The sequence below is a fragment of the Pseudomonas sp. UF-293 genome (assembly GCF_058245595.1).
This window is the reverse complement of the sequence record NZ_JBSICA010000018.1, coordinates 38,522-56,484: the sequence shown is the minus strand read 5'-3', so window position 1 is coordinate 56,484 and position 17,963 is coordinate 38,522. Positions and strand designations below refer to the sequence as shown.

16 protein-coding genes are annotated in these 17,963 nt (G+C 61.1%); 13 read left to right on the top strand and 3 right to left on the bottom strand.

Annotated features, from left to right (window positions below; all coding sequences use genetic code 11):
- Nucleotides 1-16: 16 nt before the first annotated feature.
- Together AC4IHP_RS18570 and AC4IHP_RS18565 are read right to left on the bottom strand one after the other, a co-directional pair.
- The gene (locus AC4IHP_RS18570) at nt 17-1,264 is read right to left on the bottom strand and encodes an ABC transporter substrate-binding protein (protein ID WP_056785656.1); all 1,248 of its coding nucleotides are present in this window, start codon (nt 1,262-1,264) and stop codon (nt 17-19) included.
- Nucleotides 1,265-1,465: 201 nt separating this feature from the next.
- On the bottom strand, nt 1,466-2,371 hold the full coding sequence (locus AC4IHP_RS18565; RefSeq protein WP_490832410.1) for a LysR family transcriptional regulator: 906 nt from the start codon (nt 2,369-2,371) through the stop codon (nt 1,466-1,468).
- 118 nt (nt 2,372-2,489) lie between these two features.
- Here AC4IHP_RS18565 and AC4IHP_RS18560 point away from each other — a divergent pair, with 118 nt between their 5' ends.
- A complete protein-coding gene (locus AC4IHP_RS18560) occupies nt 2,490-3,416 on the top strand; it encodes an alpha/beta hydrolase (RefSeq protein WP_460118886.1) in 927 nt (308 codons plus the stop codon).
- A 91-nt stretch (nt 3,417-3,507) separates the two neighbouring features.
- Nucleotides 3,508-3,717: a hypothetical protein gene (locus AC4IHP_RS18555; protein ID WP_490832409.1), complete on the top strand. Its 210-nt coding sequence runs from the start codon at nt 3,508-3,510 to the stop codon at nt 3,715-3,717.
- A 1-nt stretch (nt 3,718) separates the two neighbouring features.
- Here the strand turns inward: AC4IHP_RS18555 and AC4IHP_RS18550 are convergent, their stop codons facing one another.
- A complete protein-coding gene (locus AC4IHP_RS18550; protein WP_490832408.1) occupies nt 3,719-4,693 on the bottom strand; it encodes an NAD-dependent epimerase in 975 nt (324 codons plus the stop codon).
- 684 nt (nt 4,694-5,377) lie between these two features.
- Here AC4IHP_RS18550 and rfaH point away from each other — a divergent pair.
- From rfaH to AC4IHP_RS18495, 11 genes are all read left to right on the top strand, one after another.
- Complete coding sequence (rfaH, locus tag AC4IHP_RS18545; protein WP_460118880.1) at nt 5,378-5,896, top strand: transcription/translation regulatory transformer protein RfaH; 519 nt, start codon at nt 5,378-5,380, stop codon at nt 5,894-5,896.
- Nucleotides 5,897-5,947: 51 nt separating this feature from the next.
- Entirely contained in the window at nt 5,948-7,105 is a 1,158-nt protein-coding gene (locus tag AC4IHP_RS18540) for an outer membrane beta-barrel protein (protein ID WP_490832407.1), read from the top strand.
- Between the two features lie 12 nt (nt 7,106-7,117).
- Nucleotides 7,118-7,651 carry a polysaccharide biosynthesis/export family protein gene (locus AC4IHP_RS18535; RefSeq protein WP_375123650.1) on the top strand — a complete coding sequence of 178 codons (534 nt, stop codon included), beginning with the start codon at nt 7,118-7,120 and terminating at the stop codon, nt 7,649-7,651.
- A gap of 2 nt (nt 7,652-7,653) precedes the next feature.
- A complete protein-coding gene (locus tag AC4IHP_RS18530) occupies nt 7,654-9,963 on the top strand; it encodes a GumC family protein (RefSeq protein WP_490832406.1) in 2,310 nt (769 codons plus the stop codon).
- 66 nt (nt 9,964-10,029) lie between these two features.
- Nucleotides 10,030-11,421: an undecaprenyl-phosphate glucose phosphotransferase gene (locus AC4IHP_RS18525; protein ID WP_281895177.1), complete on the top strand. Its 1,392-nt coding sequence runs from the start codon at nt 10,030-10,032 to the stop codon at nt 11,419-11,421.
- A gap of 46 nt (nt 11,422-11,467) precedes the next feature.
- Nucleotides 11,468-12,826: a UDP-glucose dehydrogenase family protein gene (locus tag AC4IHP_RS18520; RefSeq protein WP_490832405.1), complete on the top strand. Its 1,359-nt coding sequence runs from the start codon at nt 11,468-11,470 to the stop codon at nt 12,824-12,826.
- Nucleotides 12,823-13,530 (top strand): WecB/TagA/CpsF family glycosyltransferase, encoded by a 708-nt coding sequence (locus tag AC4IHP_RS18515; protein ID WP_490832404.1) that lies wholly within the window; start codon nt 12,823-12,825, stop codon nt 13,528-13,530. Before AC4IHP_RS18520 ends, AC4IHP_RS18515 begins: the two co-directional genes overlap by 4 nt.
- Nucleotides 13,531-13,541: 11 nt before the next feature.
- On the top strand, nt 13,542-14,621 hold the full coding sequence (locus AC4IHP_RS18510) for a glycosyltransferase (protein ID WP_490832403.1): 1,080 nt from the start codon (nt 13,542-13,544) through the stop codon (nt 14,619-14,621).
- Nucleotides 14,618-15,724: a glycosyltransferase gene (locus tag AC4IHP_RS18505; RefSeq protein WP_490832402.1), complete on the top strand. Its 1,107-nt coding sequence runs from the start codon at nt 14,618-14,620 to the stop codon at nt 15,722-15,724. The genes AC4IHP_RS18510 and AC4IHP_RS18505 overlap by 4 nt, the downstream gene beginning before the upstream one ends.
- Nucleotide 15,725: 1 nt before the next feature.
- A complete protein-coding gene (locus tag AC4IHP_RS18500) occupies nt 15,726-17,033 on the top strand; it encodes an O-antigen ligase family protein (RefSeq protein ID WP_490832401.1) in 1,308 nt (435 codons plus the stop codon).
- A complete protein-coding gene (locus AC4IHP_RS18495) occupies nt 17,027-17,956 on the top strand; it encodes a glycosyltransferase family 2 protein (protein WP_490832400.1) in 930 nt (309 codons plus the stop codon). Before AC4IHP_RS18500 ends, AC4IHP_RS18495 begins: the two co-directional genes overlap by 7 nt.
- The last annotated feature ends 7 nt before the right edge of the window (nt 17,957-17,963 follow it).

Genomic DNA, 17,963 nt, shown 5'->3' with positions numbered 1-17,963 from the left:
ATTGCGGGTTCAGCTATCAGGGTTGGTCGGAAAAACGCGCTTGGGCAACGGCGGCTGCCTGGGGGTAAACGGTTTTCAGCAGTCCGTTCTGCCACTGCATGATTGCCGTATTGGCGCGCTGGTTCTGGCCGTTCTTGCCAAACCTGGCACCGATGCCGGCAGCCGTGCCGCCGAGAGGAATATCGATGGTTGCCACCGAGGCACGAATCGCATCGGCGTCCAGCGAAGTACTGTTTTCCATGGCATCGAGGAATATCTTCGCCCCGACATAGTTGATCAGGCTGTGGCCCGAGCGCGGTTCGCTGCCATAGCGATCCTTGTATGCCTTGGCGAACGCACCGATACCGGGAGCGCCGTTTTCATTGGTCTGGAACTGTGGGAAATCGACATCGAGCACGCCCTCCATATTGGCTGCGCCGACAACCTTGACCGTGTCCTGCATGGAATAGCCGCCGCCGGCGCCGATAACGGCTTTGGGCCTGAAACCGGCTTCGCGGATCTGGCGGAAAAACAGCGTCGTGTCGTTCTGATAACTGGTCTGCAATACCACATCCGCCTGGGCGCCTTTCAAACGCAGGATCAGCGATGAGAGATCGACCGCTTTGGCCGAATACGGTAGTACCTCGACCACATTCAGACCTTGCTCCTGAGCGATTTTTTTCTGAAACCCGGCGATGGTCGTACCGTACAGCGCATCCTCGTGGATGATCGCGACCTTCAATTGTTTCGGATCGACCTTGAGCGATGGGCTGACAATCTCCGTGATGGCGGTGATGGTGCCTTCGGCAAAATTCCTGGCGGTCGGGTTGCTGCGCATCACGTAGCTCAGATCACGCTCAGTGATGTGGTCGGACACCGCACCCAACTCGAAAAATGGCACCCCCGCCATCTCCGTCACCTGCGTAGCCGCAAATGACAGCGCCGAGGAATAGCTGCCAAATACAGCAGTGACGTTCTCAACAGAGGTGAGCCGGCGCGCGGCACCGACCGCTTGTCCCGCATCGACTGCGTCGGCCTTGAGCAATTTGATCGGCTCGCCCTTCAAACCGCCCGAGGCATTTCGTTCGGCGACGGCCAGTTCGAGGCCACGAAAGCTCTCGTCGCCCAGCAACGCCAGGGATCCACTCAGGGGATAAAGCGCACCGATCCTGATGTCCGCGAGCGCGGCAACCGGAGTGGACAGGCAAAGCAGGATGCCGGCAGCTTTCAGCCAGCTTTTCGCGGTAGCCGCCACGGCCACGGCTTCCTCTTGAGCGAGTCTCATTGGATTCATCTCCCGCAGATATTGTTTTTATTGTTCCTTCAAATGATCCGTGCCGAGCACAGACATCGTCGGATTACAGTGGCGATGACACGCAAGTTTCTGCGCCACTGTTTGCAAGAGTACGGCTCGCCGAGATTGGCTGGATATAGCTGAAAAAGCACACCTGCTGTGAATTTGCGGCACAGCTTCTATCGCCGCTGATCAGTCCCAAGGCGCCGGCGACCACGCTTCCACCAGCCTGTCGATGAACAGCCGAATCTTCGGCGACAGGTGTCGCTTGCTCGGGTAAATCACCCGGATCGGCTCGGCAGCCTCGGCGTAATCTGCGAGCAACTGCACGAGCTTGCCACTGCGCAAGTCATCGTTGACCACATAGGATGGCAACGTCGCGATACCGAGGCCTGCGGCAGTCGCCTGATGCAAGGCCTCAGCGCTGTCCATCTGCAGCCGCCCGGCATGAATGACCGGCACAGGCTGACCATTGACGCGAAAATTCCACGGCAGCAATCGGCCACCGCTGACGAAGTGCAGGCACGCATGCCCGGCGAGATCTTCGGGTGTCTGCGGTGCCGGATGTTCATTCAGGTAATTGGGCGAAGCACAGGTGATCATTTGCTGGTAAGCCACCGTGCGCGTGAGTAGCCCGGAGTCTTCCTTGGGCGGACCGATGCGAATCGCCAGATCGAAACCCTCGTCGATCAGGTCGACCAGCCGATCGGAAAACGTCGCGTCGATGGCGAGCGACGGCCAGTCTCTCAAGCAGCGCTCGATGTGCTGCACAACGTGCAGCCGGCCCAGTGCTACCGGCAGGCTCATGCGCAAGCGGCCGCTGGGCGTCGAACGGCGGAACGCCAAAGCCTCTTCGACCTCGTCCAGATCCTGCAAGATGCCCACACATCGCTCATACAGCACCCGACCATCGTCGGTCAGGCTCAGGCTGCGGGTGGTGCGGTTCAGCAGGCGGACCTGCAGACGCGATTCGAGCCGCACGATAGATTTACCGACGGCCGAGCGAGTCAGCCCGAGTTGCCTGGCCGCCGCCGTAAAACTTCCGGTATCCACCGAGGCGACGAAGGCGGCAATGTCGTTCAGGTTATGCAGTTCCATGAGGCCTCCGGGTTTGGCATTCAGGCGGGTTGGCACCGGTTATGGGGAACCCTATTCCCCAATCATGAGCATAACATCTCGATTAGTTAAGCCATCACTAACGCCTGATCGAGGTCATATGAACACTGAAGTAAAAGCAGCCGTGCAAACCTGGGCCAACAGCCTCAGCGATCTGGTACCCGTGCTCAAGGGCACCGATACCACCACAAAGATGAGCGACATCCGCGATGCCTACGCAAAAATGCTCGGGCAGAATCAGCCGCCGGCTGGCGTGAGGTTTGAAACAGTCGACATGGGCGGCGTGCCCGCTACGCTGGTGACTCCGGATGAGCTCAAGACCGACGCGGTGCTGATGTACATCCACGGTGGCGCCTACATCGTCGGTCGACCTGACGGCTACCACGGCATTGGCGGCAACTACGCAAAAATGCTTGGCGCGCGGGTGTACATGCCGGATTACCGCCTCGCACCCGAGCATCAGTTCCCCACCCCCATCAATGACACTTTGCGCGCCTATGAGTGGTTGCTTGAGCAGAGCGTCGTCGCCAGCAAGATTGCCTTCGCAGGCGAGTCGGCGGGTGGCGCGATGGTGGTCAGCGTGATGGTCGCGGCAAAATCCAAAGGCTTGCCATTGCCTGCGGTGGGCTCGTCAATTTCGCCATGGGCCAACCTCGAACACACCGGCGCCTCCATGAGCAATCGTGAAGGCCTTGATCTGCTGAACTCCAAGCCAGTGCTGGACATCCTCGCGCGAGCCTTTCTCGGCGACACCCTGGCCAACCATCCGCTGGCCTCGCCGGTGTTCGCCGACGTCACCGGACTGCCACCGATTCTGGTGCAGATCGGCGAAAACGAACTGATGCTCAGTGACGCCATGCGTCTGGCCAATCACCTGGCGGACAACCGGGTCCGGGTCAATCTTGAAGTGTGGCCCGGCATGTTTCACGCCTGGCATTTCTACGCGGGCATGCTGGCCGAGGGGCAGCAGGCGCTGGAGAGTTCGGTGCGGTTTATCGAGACGGGGTTGACTGAGGCTAATCGCTGACCAAACTGCGTCCGCTGCTGATCGGGGATACTTGTGGCTGTATTGCTCGGCGCCTTGGCGGTATGGTGTGCCGACCGCCGAGGAACCCTGAATGCCGGAAAAACCACCAGCCCCCAACGACACCGCCAGTGCAGCCGACATCGAGCGTGCGATTCTGGCCTTGAACAAAATGGCCGAACGCCTGTGGGGCGACGGGCGTGAAGCCGAGGCCAACGCGCTGCTGGATGCGCTGGATGCGTTGAACCGCGCCCTCGACCGGATCCGCATTGGTGAAAGTCGCAGGGCCGTCACCCTGCACTGAATCAGACCTGATAGAACTCGCGATACCACTGCACGAACGCTTGCACGCCCTGCTCGATCGGCACCTGCGGGCGGAAATCGATGCAGCGTTCCAGCGCCGCTACGTTGGCCCAGGTCTTCAATACATCGCCCTCCTGCATCGGCAGATAACGGCGCTGGGCTTTGATGGCCAGTGCCTGCTCCAGGCATTCGACGAAGCTCATCAGCGCCACCGGACTGCCGCGGCCGATATTCAACAGCCGGTTGGTACCACGCTCGGCGCTGAGTGCGGGCGGTTTGTCGAGCAAGCGCAAAATCGCCTCGACGATGTCATCGATGTAAGTGAAATCCCGCGCCATTTCGCCCTGGTTGTAGAGGTCGATGGCGCGCCCGTGCAGCATGGCTTCGGTGAATTTGAACAGCGCCATGTCCGGCCGCCCCCACGGGCCGTACACGGTAAAGAAGCGCAGGCCGGTGGCTTGCAAACCGTAGAGATGGCAGTAACTGTGGGCGAGCAGTTCGTTGGCACGCTTGGTCGCGGCGTACAACGAAACCGGTTGGTCGACCGGGTCGTCTTCTGCAAACGGCATCCTGGTATTGGCGCCGTACACCGAACTGCTCGAGGCGTAGATCAAGTGCTGCGGCGGATGGCGACGGCAAGCTTCCAATACGTTGAGAAACCCGACCAGATTCGATTGCGCATACGCATCAGGATTGTCCAGCGAGTAGCGCACCCCGGCCTGCGCGGCCAAGTGAATGACCTGTTTGAAGTGGCCGTGCGCGAACAACGCGGTCAACGCAGCCTGATCGACAATGTCCAGCCGATGGAAAGTGAAGTTGGCCAGCGTTTGCAATCTGTACAGACGCGCCTGTTTAAGTTCGACGTCGTAATAAGCGTTGAGATTGTCGACACCAATAACCTCAAAACCCTCGTGGCATAAACGCCTGACGGTGTGATAACCGATAAAGCCTGCTGCGCCCGTCACCAGAACACTCATGATTATCTCGACCCACCGGTTTGACTTAAAGGGGACATATGCGTCTGAACACTTGCCTGCGAACGACGGCAACTATTCATAGACGAGCTTAGTTATCACGACCAGCGGCATCCGACGCAAGGCATTTAAAAGCCGAACTTCTTACGAACCGAAACATGTAAGATTGAAACTAATTTGCTATCACGCCCGCCATCTAAACGCCTCGACTTCAATAACTTGGAAAAGTTTAAAAATTCCGACGAATAATTTTCATCTTTTAAAATCAATGCGTTACGAAACGCTGTCAACGCCAGCGGATGAAAGGTAATGTTTTTGACTGTTAGCAATTGACAGCTTGCGAAGACTGGCCGATAACTTAGCACTGCCCGATGAGCTCGCGCCGACGCGCACTTTTCTGTTCTCTGGCTATTTATGTAATTGGATCCTGAAGGTCGCAACTGCGAACCGTGCGGTAGCTTTGCTTAAACAAAAGCGCGGATTCGTTATAGCCAAGACGGCCATGGATATAACAACAACCCAATCAAGTTGATTCATTTTTGAAACACTTCTTCTGCCAATAAACATTGATGCATCTGGCTCGGCACTTTGCCTTGATCAGCCTACTACCTACTAGCAAGCATGACGGCTCGTCCCACGCTATCGGCCGCCCTGCTTAAACGATCGCTATGTATGGAGTACTCCAGCATGCTAACGGTTTGCCGCAACGGCTCTAACTGGTATTTATTGCAGTGCAAGCCCCGCCAGGATGAACGGGCACAACTCAATCTGCAGCAACAGAACTATTCAACCTTCCGGCCGCAGCTGATGAGCGAGCGCAGTATTCGAGGCAAACGCCAACGAACACTCGAATCGCTGTTTCCCGGCTACGTGTTCATTCAACTGAGCCGCGACGACAACTGGGCGCCGATTCGCTCGACCCGCGGTGTCAGCCGCATCGTTGAATTCAACCATGTACCGGCCCGGGTCGACGAGGACGTGATTGCGCAACTGCGCGAGCGCAGTCAGGAGTCGATCGGCTTTCCTGCGGAGCCGACGCTCAAGCCCGGCGATTCTTTGCAAATCGTCCAGGGTCCACTGTCCCCGCTTGAAGGCGTGTTCCTGTCCATGCAGGGCGACGAGCGCGTGATGATGCTGCTCAATTTCCTCAACCGCCAACAGCACGTCAGCGTCCCGCTGAGTTACCTCGAACGCCAGCGACAATAGTCCGGATCCGCTTCGCCCTGACACCGACCCCCTTCATCCGGAGCGTGATCCATGGCTCTGAAGCCTCGCTGTTCCCTGATTTTAGCCGTCGCCTGCTGCGCACCCGAAGCCTGGAGCGTCGAGCCGCAAGCGATCAATGTCTACGGCTTCGATTTCACCCCGACCTTTGCTTTGTCGGAAAGCTACGACGACAACTTTCGCGAAGTCGAACACGATGTCGAATCGACCATGGTCACCCGCCTGGCGCCAGCCTTCGAGCTCAAGGCCGAGGACCGCAACAGTGCCACGCGGGTGATCTGGGAACCGACCCGCTACATCTACCACAGCGCCTCGGATGCTTCGAACACCGCCCAGCGGCTGCGCGCCGACAGCATCATGGAATTCACCGATCGGCATCGGCTGAAACTCGAAGCCGAGGCGCGCAAATACGAGCGCACCACTTCGACCGCCGTCGACGGCATCAACGACAAGATCGAGAGCCAGCGCGTCGGCGGCGTCTACACCTTCGGCGCGCGCAGTGCGCTGAACCAGATCGACCTCGGCGCCAGTTACGCAAGGCTGCGCTACGACAACTCCGACGGCATCAACGATGACAAGGAACGCGACACCAGCAACCTGACCACCACCTGGTATCACCGCCTCGGCAGCAAGACCCGCAGCCTGCTCGAATACGACCACACCCGCTTCGACTACCTGCAATCGAACAGCCCGCGCAGCAGCCGCTCCGATGCAGTGTTGGCCGGTGCCGAATGGGACATGACGGCGAAAACCACCGGCAAGCTGCGCGTCGGCTACGAGCGCAAGAACTTCGACCAGAACGGTTCCGACGACCTGAGCAACCCCACCTGGCAAGTGGATCTGGCGTGGAAACCGCGCACCTACTCGACCTTCACCTTTCTCGCGCGCCAGGCCATGGCCGAGGGCGACGACGGCTCCGACGCGGTGAAGGCCACCTTCACCCAGATCGGTTGGCGCCACGGCTGGACCGAGCGCATCACCACGGTCGCTGAAGCTGGCATGGGCCATTACGTCTACGAAGGCCAGGACCGCAGCGACGACCTGCAGGACTACAAACTCGGCGTGAATTACGAAATGCGCCGCTGGCTGGACGTCGAAGTCGCCTACCGCCACCGCGACAACGACTCCGATGCCGACAACGAAAGCTTCACCCGCAATGTTTTCCAGATCACGTTCGACGTCAGTCTTTAGGAGGGTTGGGCCATGCACACGCGCCTGATTTTACTGCTGTTGCTGCTCTGGACAGTGCCCACGGTCGAGGCGGCGGACACCGACACCCATTACCGCCTGGCCGCTGGCGATGTCTTGCGCATCATCGTGTTCGGCGAGCCGGAACTGAGCTTCAAGAAGATCCGCCTCAATGATGCCGGCACGTTCTCCTACCCGTTTCTCGGCGAAATCGTAGCCAAGGGCCTGACGCCCAATCAGGTCGAACAAAAGATCGTCGACGGTCTCAAGCAAGGCTATCTGGTCGATCCGAAAGTCAGCCTCAGCCAGATCGAATACCGCCCGTTTTACATCAACGGCGAGGTGCAGAAGCCCGGCAGCTATCCGTTTCAGCCCGGCCTGACCCTGGAAAAAGCCATCGCCCTGGGTGGCGGCCTGACCGAACGCGCCTCGATGAAACGCGTGACGATCCTGCGCGGCAGTGGCGGCCCACCGGTCACTGAGAACATTTCGCGCACCACCGTCATCGCCCCCGGCGACACCATTTCCATTGCACAAGGCTTTTTCTGATCATGGACAACAGCCCAAGCACCTACCTCGAACGTCCGCTCCAGGGCCACTTGCCAACGCAAGCCGCTGATGAGTCGGACACCCTTGATCTGCTGCATCTGTGGCGGGTGATCTGGTCGGCGAAGTGGAACATCGCCTGGCTTGTGCTGCTCAGTTGCGCGCTGGCCGTGGTGGCGCTGTCGTTCATCACGCCGCAATACGTCGGCAGTGCGACGTTGCTGATCAAGGACAAGACGCCACCGGTGTTGAGTTTTCAGCAGGCCGCCGAATCCGGCGGCGCCACCACCACTGATTACTTGCAGACCCAGCAAGCCCTGCTGCAATCGAGGGAACTGGCCGAGCGCGCCGTGCGCAAACTTGGCCTGACTACTCACCCGATCACCGATCCACGCCAGCAGGCGCAGAGTTGGTTCACCCCGCGCCAATGGCTGGCGGAGCTAAATCGCGACCAATGGCTGCCATGGCTGGATCTGCTGCCGCCGCCGAAGCCGCCAGCAACCGAAGAGCAAGTGTTCAATGACGTCACGCAAAACCTGATGCTGCACACCAGCGTCAAGTTTGTCGGCAAGAGTCAATTGCTGGAGATCGACGTCGAACTGCCCGACCCGGCACTCGCTGCGGCGGTGGCCAACGCCCTCGCGCAAGGCTTCATCGACAGCCAGCAGGACACCAGCCTGAAGTCTTCGCAAAACAACACCAGCTGGATGAACACCCGCCTGGTCGAACTGCGTGACAACCTGCGCGTGGCCGAAAACAAGTTGCAGGCCTATCGCGAGGAACAGGGTCTGGTCGATGTCGACGGCGTCGCCACCATCAGTGCCAACGAGCTGCAAATGACCGGCAATCGCATGATCGACGCGCGCCGCGACCGTGCTGAAGCGGAGAGCCAGTTCCGTCAGGCGCAAGCCCTTAGCAACGGCGACATCAGTCGTTTGTCGAGCGTTCCGGCAGTGCTGAGTAACCCGCTGATTCAGCAGTTCCAGGGCGATCTGGCTAAGGCCCAGGCCAAAGTCGAGGAGTTGTCCGGCCGTTATGGGCCCAAGCACCCGGCGCTGATTTCTGCCCGATCCGAACAACGGACGGCGGCCAATAGCCTGCGCCTGCAAGTGCAGCAAGTGGTCGCCGGCATCGAGCGCCAGTATCAACTGGCGGTGGCCAGCGAAGACGCGCTGCGCAAATCCTTTAACAGCAACAAGGCGCAGATTCAGGACATTTCGCGCAAGGAATTCCAGCTACGCGAATTCCAGCGTGAAGTCGACAGCACCCGAGCGCTCTACGAAACCTTCGTCACCCGCCTCAAGGAAACCGCCGCCACCTCGGACATGGACTCGGCCAAGGCGCGCATCGTCGACCCAGCGATCGCGCCGCTGGAAGCGAGCAAACCGCGCAAGAATCTGATCCTCGCCATTGTCGCGCTGGTGGCTGCGGTCGTCGGCGTCGCCCTCGCCTTTCTCTTCGACACGCTGAGCAACACCTTCAAGACTGACGACACCGTCGAGAGCCTGCTCAATGTGCCGCTGCTCAGCGTCGTGCCGCTGGTGATGAAAAAGAGCCGGCGGCAGTTGGCGCGGCTGTTCGAGGACAACGACCACCCGCGCTTCTGCGAAACCATCCGTAACCTGCGCACCTGGCTGATGCTGCAAAACAACGAACGGCCGGCGCAGGTGGTGCTGGTCACGTCCTCGGTGTCCGGCGAAGGCAAAAGCACCATCGCCAACAATCTCGCCTCGTCGCTGGCGCCACTGGAACGGGTGCTGCTGATCGATGCCGACATGCGTCAGCCGACACTGTCGCTGAACTTCGATTTCCCGCCGCAGAGCCCAGGCCTCGCCAACCTCATGGCTGGCACCGCGCGGCTGGAAGACTGCATCCGCAGCGTCGGCAATCTCGACATGCTCCCGGCCGGCTGCCTGTCGCCATCGGCGCTGGACCCATTCGATGCACCACGGCTCAAAGCCTCGAGCAGTTCGAGCAACGCCGTGGCGCCCGCGCAGGATTTGCTCAGCTCGCCGCGCCTCGGCCGGCTGTTGCAGATTCTCAAGTCGCGCTACCGGCACATCATCATCGATTCGCCGCCCGCCGAAATTGTCAGTGACGCGCTGTTGCTGGCGCAGCATTCCGACGCGGTGATCTACGTGGTCAAGGCGCAGAGCACGCCGGTCGGCCAGGTGCGCAAGAGCATTGCCGTGTTGCAGCAGAGCCAGGCGCCGGTGTTCGGCGTGGTGCTCAATCAGGTCGATCTGCGCAAGGCGCGCAAGTACGGCCATGGCCATTCCCGCTCCTTCTACGACTACGACTTCGCCCCGCGCTGATCCCCCGGGCCGTGCCGCCCGGCCGCAGCCTTTCCTTCCCTGTTCGACGAATCGGAGATCGCGCCGATGACCTCGCAATATTCCGCGCAAATGGCACACCGTCGTGGCCTCACCTTCTGGGTGCAATGGCTGTGCGCAATGACCCTGGTCAACCTGTTGCTGATCGTGCTGGTGCACTGGCGCATCGGCGAGTTGCCCAGTGAATATCGGCTGCTGATCATCCTCACGGTGCTTGGCTCGATGCCGGTCTACGGCCTGGTGCAGGTCTACCACAAGCGCCATGGCCTGCTGGTCGGGCTGGGGCGGTTGCTGGCCGGCTGGCTGATTCTGCTCGGGCTGCTGATGAGCATCGCCTTCGTCACCCAGACCAGCGCGTTGTTCTCGCGGCAAGTGGTGATTGTCTGGGCCGTGGTGGGTTTTCTCGCCCAGGCGGCGACGTTTCTGCCGCTACACCTGTTCGTGCGTCTTTACACCAAGATGATCTGCAACGAGCGCCGCGCGGTGATCATCGGCACCTGCCCGACCGCCCATGAACTGGCGCGCAAACTGCTCGACCCGGATCGTGCGCTGCTGCTGGGCTTTGTCGCGGCGAAAGCCGACAGCGGCCCGGCGCCGAGCATCCTGCCGCTGCTCGGCGAGGTCGAGGACATTCGCGAAATCATCACCCGCTTGCAGGCGCGGCGCGTATACATCGTGCTGCCGATGGCCGAGGCAGCGACCATCGAAGCGCTGTACATCAACCTGCTCGACATGAACGTCGACGTGGTGTGGATTCCGGATCTGGGCAGCATGGTCTTGCTCAATCATTCGATCTCCGAGATCGAGCGGATGCCGGCGATTTACCTCAACGAAAGCCTGCTCACCTCGCACCCCGGCAGCCTGTTCTGCAAGGACCTGTTCGAACGCAGCGTCGCAGCGGTAGCGCTGATTCTGCTCAGCCCGCTGCTGCTCGGCGTCGCCATCGCGGTCAAGCTGACCTCGCCGGGGCCGGTGCTGTTCAAGCAGAACCGCCATGGCTGCGACGGCGAAGTGATCCGCGTGTGGAAATTCCGCTCGATGCGCGTGCACGACGATCAGCAAGTGCGTCAGGCCACCCGCGACGACGACCGCGTCACACCGCTGGGACGCTTTCTGCGACGCAGCTCGATCGATGAGCTGCCGCAGCTATTCAACGTGCTGTTCGGCCACATGGCGCTGGTCGGCCCGCGCCCCCACGCGGTTACCCACAACATCTATTACACCGGCAAGGTGCGCGCCTACATGGCGCGGCATCGGCTCAAGCCTGGCATCACCGGGCTGGCGCAGATCACCGGCCATCGCGGCGAAACCGAGACCGTGGAAAAGATGCAGCGCCGGGTCGCCCAGGACCTCAATTACATCAATCAATGGTCGCTGTGGCTGGACATCAAGATCCTGCTGAAGACGCCCTTCACCCTGTTCTCGAAAAACATCTACTGACAGCGGCCAGCGCTCTGGCCCACCCCGCCACGCATGAGGTTTTCCCATGAATGTGAGTGTATTCGGTATCGGTTATGTCGGACTGGTCCAGGGCGCCGCGCTGGCCGAGGTCGGCCACAACGTGCTGTGTGTGGATGTCGACGCGGCCAAGGTGCAGGCCTTGAATGACGGCAGCCTGCCCATCTACGAGCCGGGCCTGAAAAGCCTGGTGCGGGAAAATCATCACAGCGGCCGCCTGCAATTCGGCAGTGATCTGGCCGCCGCCGTAAGGCACGGCGACGTGTTGCTGATCGCCGTCGGCACCCCGCCGGACGAAGACGGTTCGGCCGACCTTAAGCATGTACTCAGCGTCGCACGCACCATCGGTGAGCACCTGCGCGGCGAGCAGATCATCGTCGACAAATCCACGGTGCCGGTGGGCACGGCGGATCGGGTGCGCGAATGCATCAATGCAATCCTCGCCGAAAGCGGCCGTGGTGGACTGACCTTCGATGTGGTTTCCAATCCGGAATTTCTCAAGGAAGGTTGCGCGGTCGACGACTGCATGCGCCCCGACCGGATCATCATCGGCACCGACAGCCCGCGCGCCGAAGCGCTGATGCGCGAGCTGTACGAACCGTTCAATCGCAACCGCGAAAAAATCATCGTCATGGATGTGCGCAGCGCCGAGCTGACCAAGTACGCGGCCAACTGCATGCTCGCGACGAAGATCAGTTTCATGAACGAAATGGCCGGGCTCGCCGAAAAACTTGGGGCCGACATTGAAATGGTCCGCCACGGCATCGGCTCGGATCCACGCATCGGCTATCAGTTCATTTACCCCGGCATCGGTTACGGCGGCTCGTGTTTTCCCAAGGATGTGCGGGCGCTGATCCATGCCGCCCACGGCGTCGACATCGATGCGCGCCTGCTCCGCGCAGTCGAGTCGCGCAACAACGAGCAGAAAAGCACGCTGTTCCACAAGATCGCCGAGCACTTCAACGGCGCGCTGGAAGGCAAAACCTTTGCGCTATGGGGCTTGAGCTTCAAGCCCAATACCGACGACATGCGCGAAGCCCCCAGCCGCGTGCTGATGGAGGCGTTATGGCGTGCCGGCGCCAATGTGCAGGCATTCGACCCGAAAGCCATGGAGCAGGCGCAGCAGCTCTACGGCCCGCGCGACGACCTGACCCTGGCCGGGACCAAGGAGGCGGCGCTGAAAAATGCCGACGCATTGGTGATCGTCACCGAGTGGCAATCGTTTCGCGCACCGGACTTCGAATTGCTCGCCCGCCAGTTGAAAAATCCGCTGATCTTTGACGGGCGCAACCTGTTCGATCCGCAACGCCTCAGCGCACGCGGCTTCACCTACATCAGCGTCGGCCGGCCGACCTGCGCGGCTGAAGCACAGGATCTCGCGTCATGATCCGCCTGGAATTGCTCGACCGTTATTCGCCGGCGCTGTTGGAATCGAACCGGGCGTTCTCCTTTCTCAACTTCGCCTCGGTCGGCAGTTTCATCCGCCAGCCGCCGCCGTCGCTGGCGTATTTCTGCGACGGCATGCTGATGTCCGGGTTCATGTCGCGCATCACCGGGCGCGCGGTGCAACGGGTCAGTTTCGATTTCACCTCGATCGCCGACCCGGTGTTGCGCGAGTCCGAGCAGCGCGGCAAGCGCGTGTATGTGGTCGGCGCGCAGCAGGCGGAGCTTGATCGTTTCGTCGACAAGCTCGGCATGCAGTACCCACGCCTGCAACTGGTCGGCGCGCACAACGGTTATTTCGACGCCGAACAAGGTGCGGCAATTCAAGCTGACATCCGCCGACAGCGGACCAACCTGCTGCTGGTCGGCCTTGGCGCCGGCCTGCAGGAGCGCTTTGTCCTCCAAGCGCTGCGCGGTGGTTTCAGCGGCGTGGCGTTCACCTGCGGCGGTTTCATTCGTCAGGAGGCCAATGCCAGCGAGCGTTACTACCCCGACGCGATCAATCGCCTGCACCTGCGCGCCTTCCACCGCATGTACCGCGAGCCGCACACGATCAAGCGTTACCTGCTCGACTACCCGAGCAATGCCCTGCGCCTGACCGAACTGATTCTGCGCCAGCAAGTGGCAATCAATGTCACTGCCCCATGAGGATTGTGCCGATGCATATTCTGTTCACGCTCAAGGATTACCAGACTGGCGGCGGCGTCGAGTGCGTGCAGCAACGCCTCGCCGAGCAGTTTCTGGCGGACGGTCGACGGGTGAGTTTTTTCGTCATGAACGGCGACTCGCCCAATGTCGACGGCGCGCCGAGCATGGCCGGTGGCGGCAGCGGGCTCGCGGGCTGGCTGAGATCGATCGTGCTGCTGCGCCGCATGATTCGCCGCGAAGGCGTGACGCACCTGATCGGCGCTAAGGAACAGGCCAATCTGTGCACCTGGTTCGCCACCTTGGGCAGTCCCTGCAAAGTCATTTACACCCGCCATGCCGCGCTGGATTGCGCCGAGCAGAACACCGGGCGCGCCAGCCTGCGGCTGTTGTACGCGCTGTACCTGTGCGGTAGCGGCAAGGTGGTCGCGGTGTCCCACGGTCTGCGCCAGTCGCTTGCCGGATTGATGCCGTGGGGGCGACCGCGCATCCGTTATTGCCCGAACGCAGTGATCAGCGAACAACTGATGCGCGCGGCACAAGCGCCGCTGCCCGGTGGCGTGCCCCATCATTACTGGCTGGGGATCGGCCGACTGGTGGACACCAAGGGCTTTGATCTGCTGCTCGAAGCCTATGCGCTGGCGGCGCAACAACGCCCGCTGCCGTATCTGGTGATTGCCGGCGACGGCCCGTTGCGCGCTCAGCTTGAAGCGCAGGCGCAACGGCTGGGTATTGAACGTCTGGTGCATTTCACCGGGCATCTGCGCAATCCCTATCCGTTGATCCGCCATGCGCAGGTGTTGGTGCTCAGTTCATTGCACGAAGGCTTGCCGACGGTACTGGTCGAGGCGCTGGCGTTGGGGACCGCTGTGATTTCCTCCGATTGCGGCAGCGGTCCGCGCGAGTTGCTCGATGACGGACGCCTCGGCCGTCTGGTCAGTGTCAATGATGTTCCGGCACTGGCCGAGGCAATGCTCGACAGTCTGGCCAGTCGCGAACCTGCGACACCGGCTCGACGTTCAGTCAGCGAAGCGATCCTGCCCTATACCAGCCAATACGCCGCTCAGGCCTATTACCAGGTGTGGAACCGATGAAAAAGCTGCTGATCATTCTCCAGGACCTCGGCGCCGGTGGCGCGGAGAAAATGATGGTGCGCCTCGCCGGTGCCTTGGTCGAGGCCGGCAACGAAGTGACGCTGCTGATGCTCACCGGTGCCGGCATCAATCAACCGGCGCTCGACCCTCGGGTCAGGCAAGTGCTGCTCGACAGCCCGCGCAGCGCCGCCGCCGTACCCGCTTTGATGCGCTTTTTGCGCAGCAACCGCTACGACGCGCAACTGGCGGTGCTCACTCACGTCAACGTCGTGGCAATTGCCGCCGCCGCACTGTCCGGTACCCTGGCGCGGCTGCATGTCAGCGAGCGCAATGCCTTTTCGCGGGACAAACACGTCAACCCGGCCCTGTCGGTCAAGCTCGCCTACTGGCTGGCGCCTTGGCTGTACCGGCTGATTCCCAACCCGGTGATCTGCGTGTCGCGAGGTGTCGCCGAAGACCTGGTCGACACCACCATCGCCCGCCCGCGCGATGTGACCACCGCTGACAACCCGGTGCTCGACAACGATTTTCGCGACAAACCAGCTGCCGCGCCCAGCCATCCCTGGCTGAAGGACAAAACCACTCCGGTGATCGTCGCCGTGGGTCGGCTAGCGCAGCAAAAGGGCTTTGACACTTTGATCGACGCCTTCGCCCGCCTGCCGCAATGCGATGCGCGGCTGATCATTTTCGGCGAAGGCGCCTTGCGCGGCGAACTGCTGGCCCAAGCGACCTCGCTCGGCGTTGCACAGCGTTGCGATCTGCCGGGGTATGCCAGCGACCCCATCGCCGAAATCGCTCGGGCCGATTGTTTTGTCTTGTCGTCGCGTTTCGAAGGCAGCCCCAACGCCTTGGTCGAAGCCCTGTCGACCGGCACGCCGGTAGTGGCGACACGCTGCCCGTATGGCCCGCAGGAAATTCTCGGCGATGGCGCCGTTGCGCCCTTGGTCGAGGTCGACGACCCCGCCGCGCTCGCCGCCGCGATCAGCCAACAATTGGCCACGCCGCGAGCCGTGCATCGCCAGCGCCGCATCGAGGCTGCCTCGCGCTTTGTCAATGCTCGCGCGGTGCAGACCTACCTCAAGGCGTTACTTGGGAGGCGCTGAGATGAACCGCCTGCAAGTGCGTTATTCGACGCTGGCCGACGCCTTCACCCTGTTCGGCGTGCTGTTTTATACCCAGGTGATCGGCTTTTTTCTGCGCTTGGGCAACGTCAGCACGCTGGACGATGCCCAGCAGGACCTGGAAGGCAATCTGGCCAATCAGGTCTGCGGCTTGCTGACCTTGCTGGTGCCGCTGTTTTTCTTCATTCGCCACAAGGTGTTCCTCAGCAAGAGCTTCTACCGGCAAAACCTGTTTCTGCTGCTGTTTCTGGGCTGCGTGGCGGCGTCGATCAGTTGGTCGAGCGAGCCGATGCTCAGCTTCAAGCGTTTCGTCGCGCTGCTCAGCGTGGTGTTCTTTGCTGGCTTCATTGCCTGGCGCTACAGCCTGGAACGCATCGCTTTTCTGTTCGGCTGTGTGATCGGCGCGGCGGCGTTGGTCGGCCTGATCTTCGCCCTGATTCGCCCGGACATCGCCTTTATTTCCGGCGGCATCCGTGACGGTGCGTTTCGCGGCGTGTTCGCGGAAAAAAATGCCGGTGCACGCCTGAACGCTATTGCGATCCTGTTGCTGCTGCCGATGATCCGCCAGCGCAACCCAATGGCCATGCTCTACGGCCTGTTCGCGTTGATTGCCATTGGCCTGGCGCAGTCGGCCACGGCGATTGCCTTGATCGTCGCCGGAACCGCCAGTTATGCGTACTTCATCACCCTGATCCGCTTGCGCATCAACCGCTCACTGTTGGCGTTCATGGCTGCAACGCTGGTGTTCTTCCTCTTGTGCGGCGTGCTCTACGCCAACTACGCCATACTGCTGGAACTGGTGGGCCGCGACCCGTCGCTCACCGACCGCACGCTGATCTGGGAGCTGCTGCAGCCGCTGATAGACGCACAATTTCTCAAGGGCTACGGCTTCGGTGCGTTCTGGGCCAGTGGCGATGCCGATGCGTTCATCACGCGCTGGGGCTACATCGGCAACGCGCACAGCGGCTACGTCGAAACCCTGCTCAACGGCGGTCTGATCCAGTTGATCGCGCTGCTGCTGATGTTTGCCCAGACTCTGAACAAGCGCTATCGGGCAATCACCGCAGATCATTCGGCGCGCTATCAGGCCTGTGCGCTGGTGGTCATCGGCCTGTTTGTGGTCACCAATTACGTCGCCTACGTGATCCCCAACTACCGCTCTGGCGAGTTCCTGATTTTCTGCGTGCTCAGCCTGACCTTCCGCCACCACCTCGTCGCCCGTACCCAGCCGCTGCCAGTCGCCAGCGCCCGGCCGATGCGCGGCACTTTCAGGGAGCAACGCCCATGCTGAATGATCCCTCGGCCGTCACCGTGTGCGTGGTGATTCCGCTGTACAACGCCGCCGCCAGCATTCAACGCACATTGGATTCGGTGTCTGCACAGACCCGCCTGCCGGACAAAGTCATTGTCGTCGATGACGGCTCCAGCGATGCCGGGCCAGAGATCGTCAAGCACTACGCCGCGCCCTTCCCCATCGTCCTGTTGCAGCAGCCCAATCAAGGCCCGGCGAGTGCGCGCAATCGCGGCGTGTTCAGTGCCGAAGAAACCTTTATCGCCTTCCTCGATGCCGATGACCGCTGGCATCCGGAGAAACTGCACAAGCAACTGGCGCTGCACGCGGAATTGACCCAACAGGGACGCAAAGTCGGTTTGATCGATTGCTTTCAGATGAGCGAATTCAGCGACGGCAAACGCCAATTGGAGGATCGCTGCAAACACGGCGAGCACTTTGCCGATTTCATGCGCGAGAACATCATCAACGGCACGTCCGGCGTGCTGGCCGTGCGCGAGATCATTGTCGCCATTCGCGGCTTCGATCAGAGCCTGCGCTTTGCCGAGGATCGCCTGCTGTGGACGCGCATCGCCGAAATCAGCGAGATCCACAGCGTGCCGCAGATTTTGCACTGGCGCGCCGTCAACGCCGCCAACATCACCGCGCAACCGCACAAGTATTACCCGCACAAACTGCGTTTCATCCAGCTGTATCTGGCGCGCTACGGCACCCGGCTGAACAAGCAGCAGCGGATGTATTTCGTTCTCGCCAACCACGCGGAATTCCTCAATGCGTTTTCCCGGCGCGGCGATCATCGACGGGTCATCGAGGTGTTCCGGCAGATGCTCGGGCATTCGTGGCAGACGCTGTTTTTCTTTCAGGGCAAACCGACCCTGCGCTACCTCTACGCCTGCTTCAAAAGCCTGGGTAGAAACAGCTGAATTTCGA

What these genes read in the sequence shown, in the direction of transcription:
- AC4IHP_RS18570 (WP_056785656.1), bottom strand. Translation starts at nt 1,264, where the DNA reads ATGAGACTCGCTCAAGAGGAAGCCGTGGCCGTGGCGGCTACCGCGAAA.
- AC4IHP_RS18565 (WP_490832410.1), bottom strand. Translation starts at nt 2,371, where the DNA reads ATGGAACTGCATAACCTGAACGACATTGCCGCCTTCGTCGCCTCGGTG.
- AC4IHP_RS18560 (WP_460118886.1), top strand. Translation starts at nt 2,490, where the DNA reads ATGAACACTGAAGTAAAAGCAGCCGTGCAAACCTGGGCCAACAGCCTC.
- AC4IHP_RS18555 (WP_490832409.1), top strand. Translation starts at nt 3,508, where the DNA reads ATGCCGGAAAAACCACCAGCCCCCAACGACACCGCCAGTGCAGCCGAC.
- AC4IHP_RS18550 (WP_490832408.1), bottom strand. Translation starts at nt 4,693, where the DNA reads ATGAGTGTTCTGGTGACGGGCGCAGCAGGCTTTATCGGTTATCACACC.
- rfaH (WP_460118880.1), top strand. Translation starts at nt 5,378, where the DNA reads ATGCTAACGGTTTGCCGCAACGGCTCTAACTGGTATTTATTGCAGTGC.
- AC4IHP_RS18540 (WP_490832407.1), top strand. Translation starts at nt 5,948, where the DNA reads ATGGCTCTGAAGCCTCGCTGTTCCCTGATTTTAGCCGTCGCCTGCTGC.
- AC4IHP_RS18535 (WP_375123650.1), top strand. Translation starts at nt 7,118, where the DNA reads ATGCACACGCGCCTGATTTTACTGCTGTTGCTGCTCTGGACAGTGCCC.
- AC4IHP_RS18530 (WP_490832406.1), top strand. Translation starts at nt 7,654, where the DNA reads ATGGACAACAGCCCAAGCACCTACCTCGAACGTCCGCTCCAGGGCCAC.
- AC4IHP_RS18525 (WP_281895177.1), top strand. Translation starts at nt 10,030, where the DNA reads ATGACCTCGCAATATTCCGCGCAAATGGCACACCGTCGTGGCCTCACC.
- AC4IHP_RS18520 (WP_490832405.1), top strand. Translation starts at nt 11,468, where the DNA reads ATGAATGTGAGTGTATTCGGTATCGGTTATGTCGGACTGGTCCAGGGC.
- AC4IHP_RS18515 (WP_490832404.1), top strand. Translation starts at nt 12,823, where the DNA reads ATGATCCGCCTGGAATTGCTCGACCGTTATTCGCCGGCGCTGTTGGAA.
- AC4IHP_RS18510 (WP_490832403.1), top strand. Translation starts at nt 13,542, where the DNA reads ATGCATATTCTGTTCACGCTCAAGGATTACCAGACTGGCGGCGGCGTC.
- AC4IHP_RS18505 (WP_490832402.1), top strand. Translation starts at nt 14,618, where the DNA reads ATGAAAAAGCTGCTGATCATTCTCCAGGACCTCGGCGCCGGTGGCGCG.
- AC4IHP_RS18500 (WP_490832401.1), top strand. Translation starts at nt 15,726, where the DNA reads ATGAACCGCCTGCAAGTGCGTTATTCGACGCTGGCCGACGCCTTCACC.
- AC4IHP_RS18495 (WP_490832400.1), top strand. Translation starts at nt 17,027, where the DNA reads ATGCTGAATGATCCCTCGGCCGTCACCGTGTGCGTGGTGATTCCGCTG.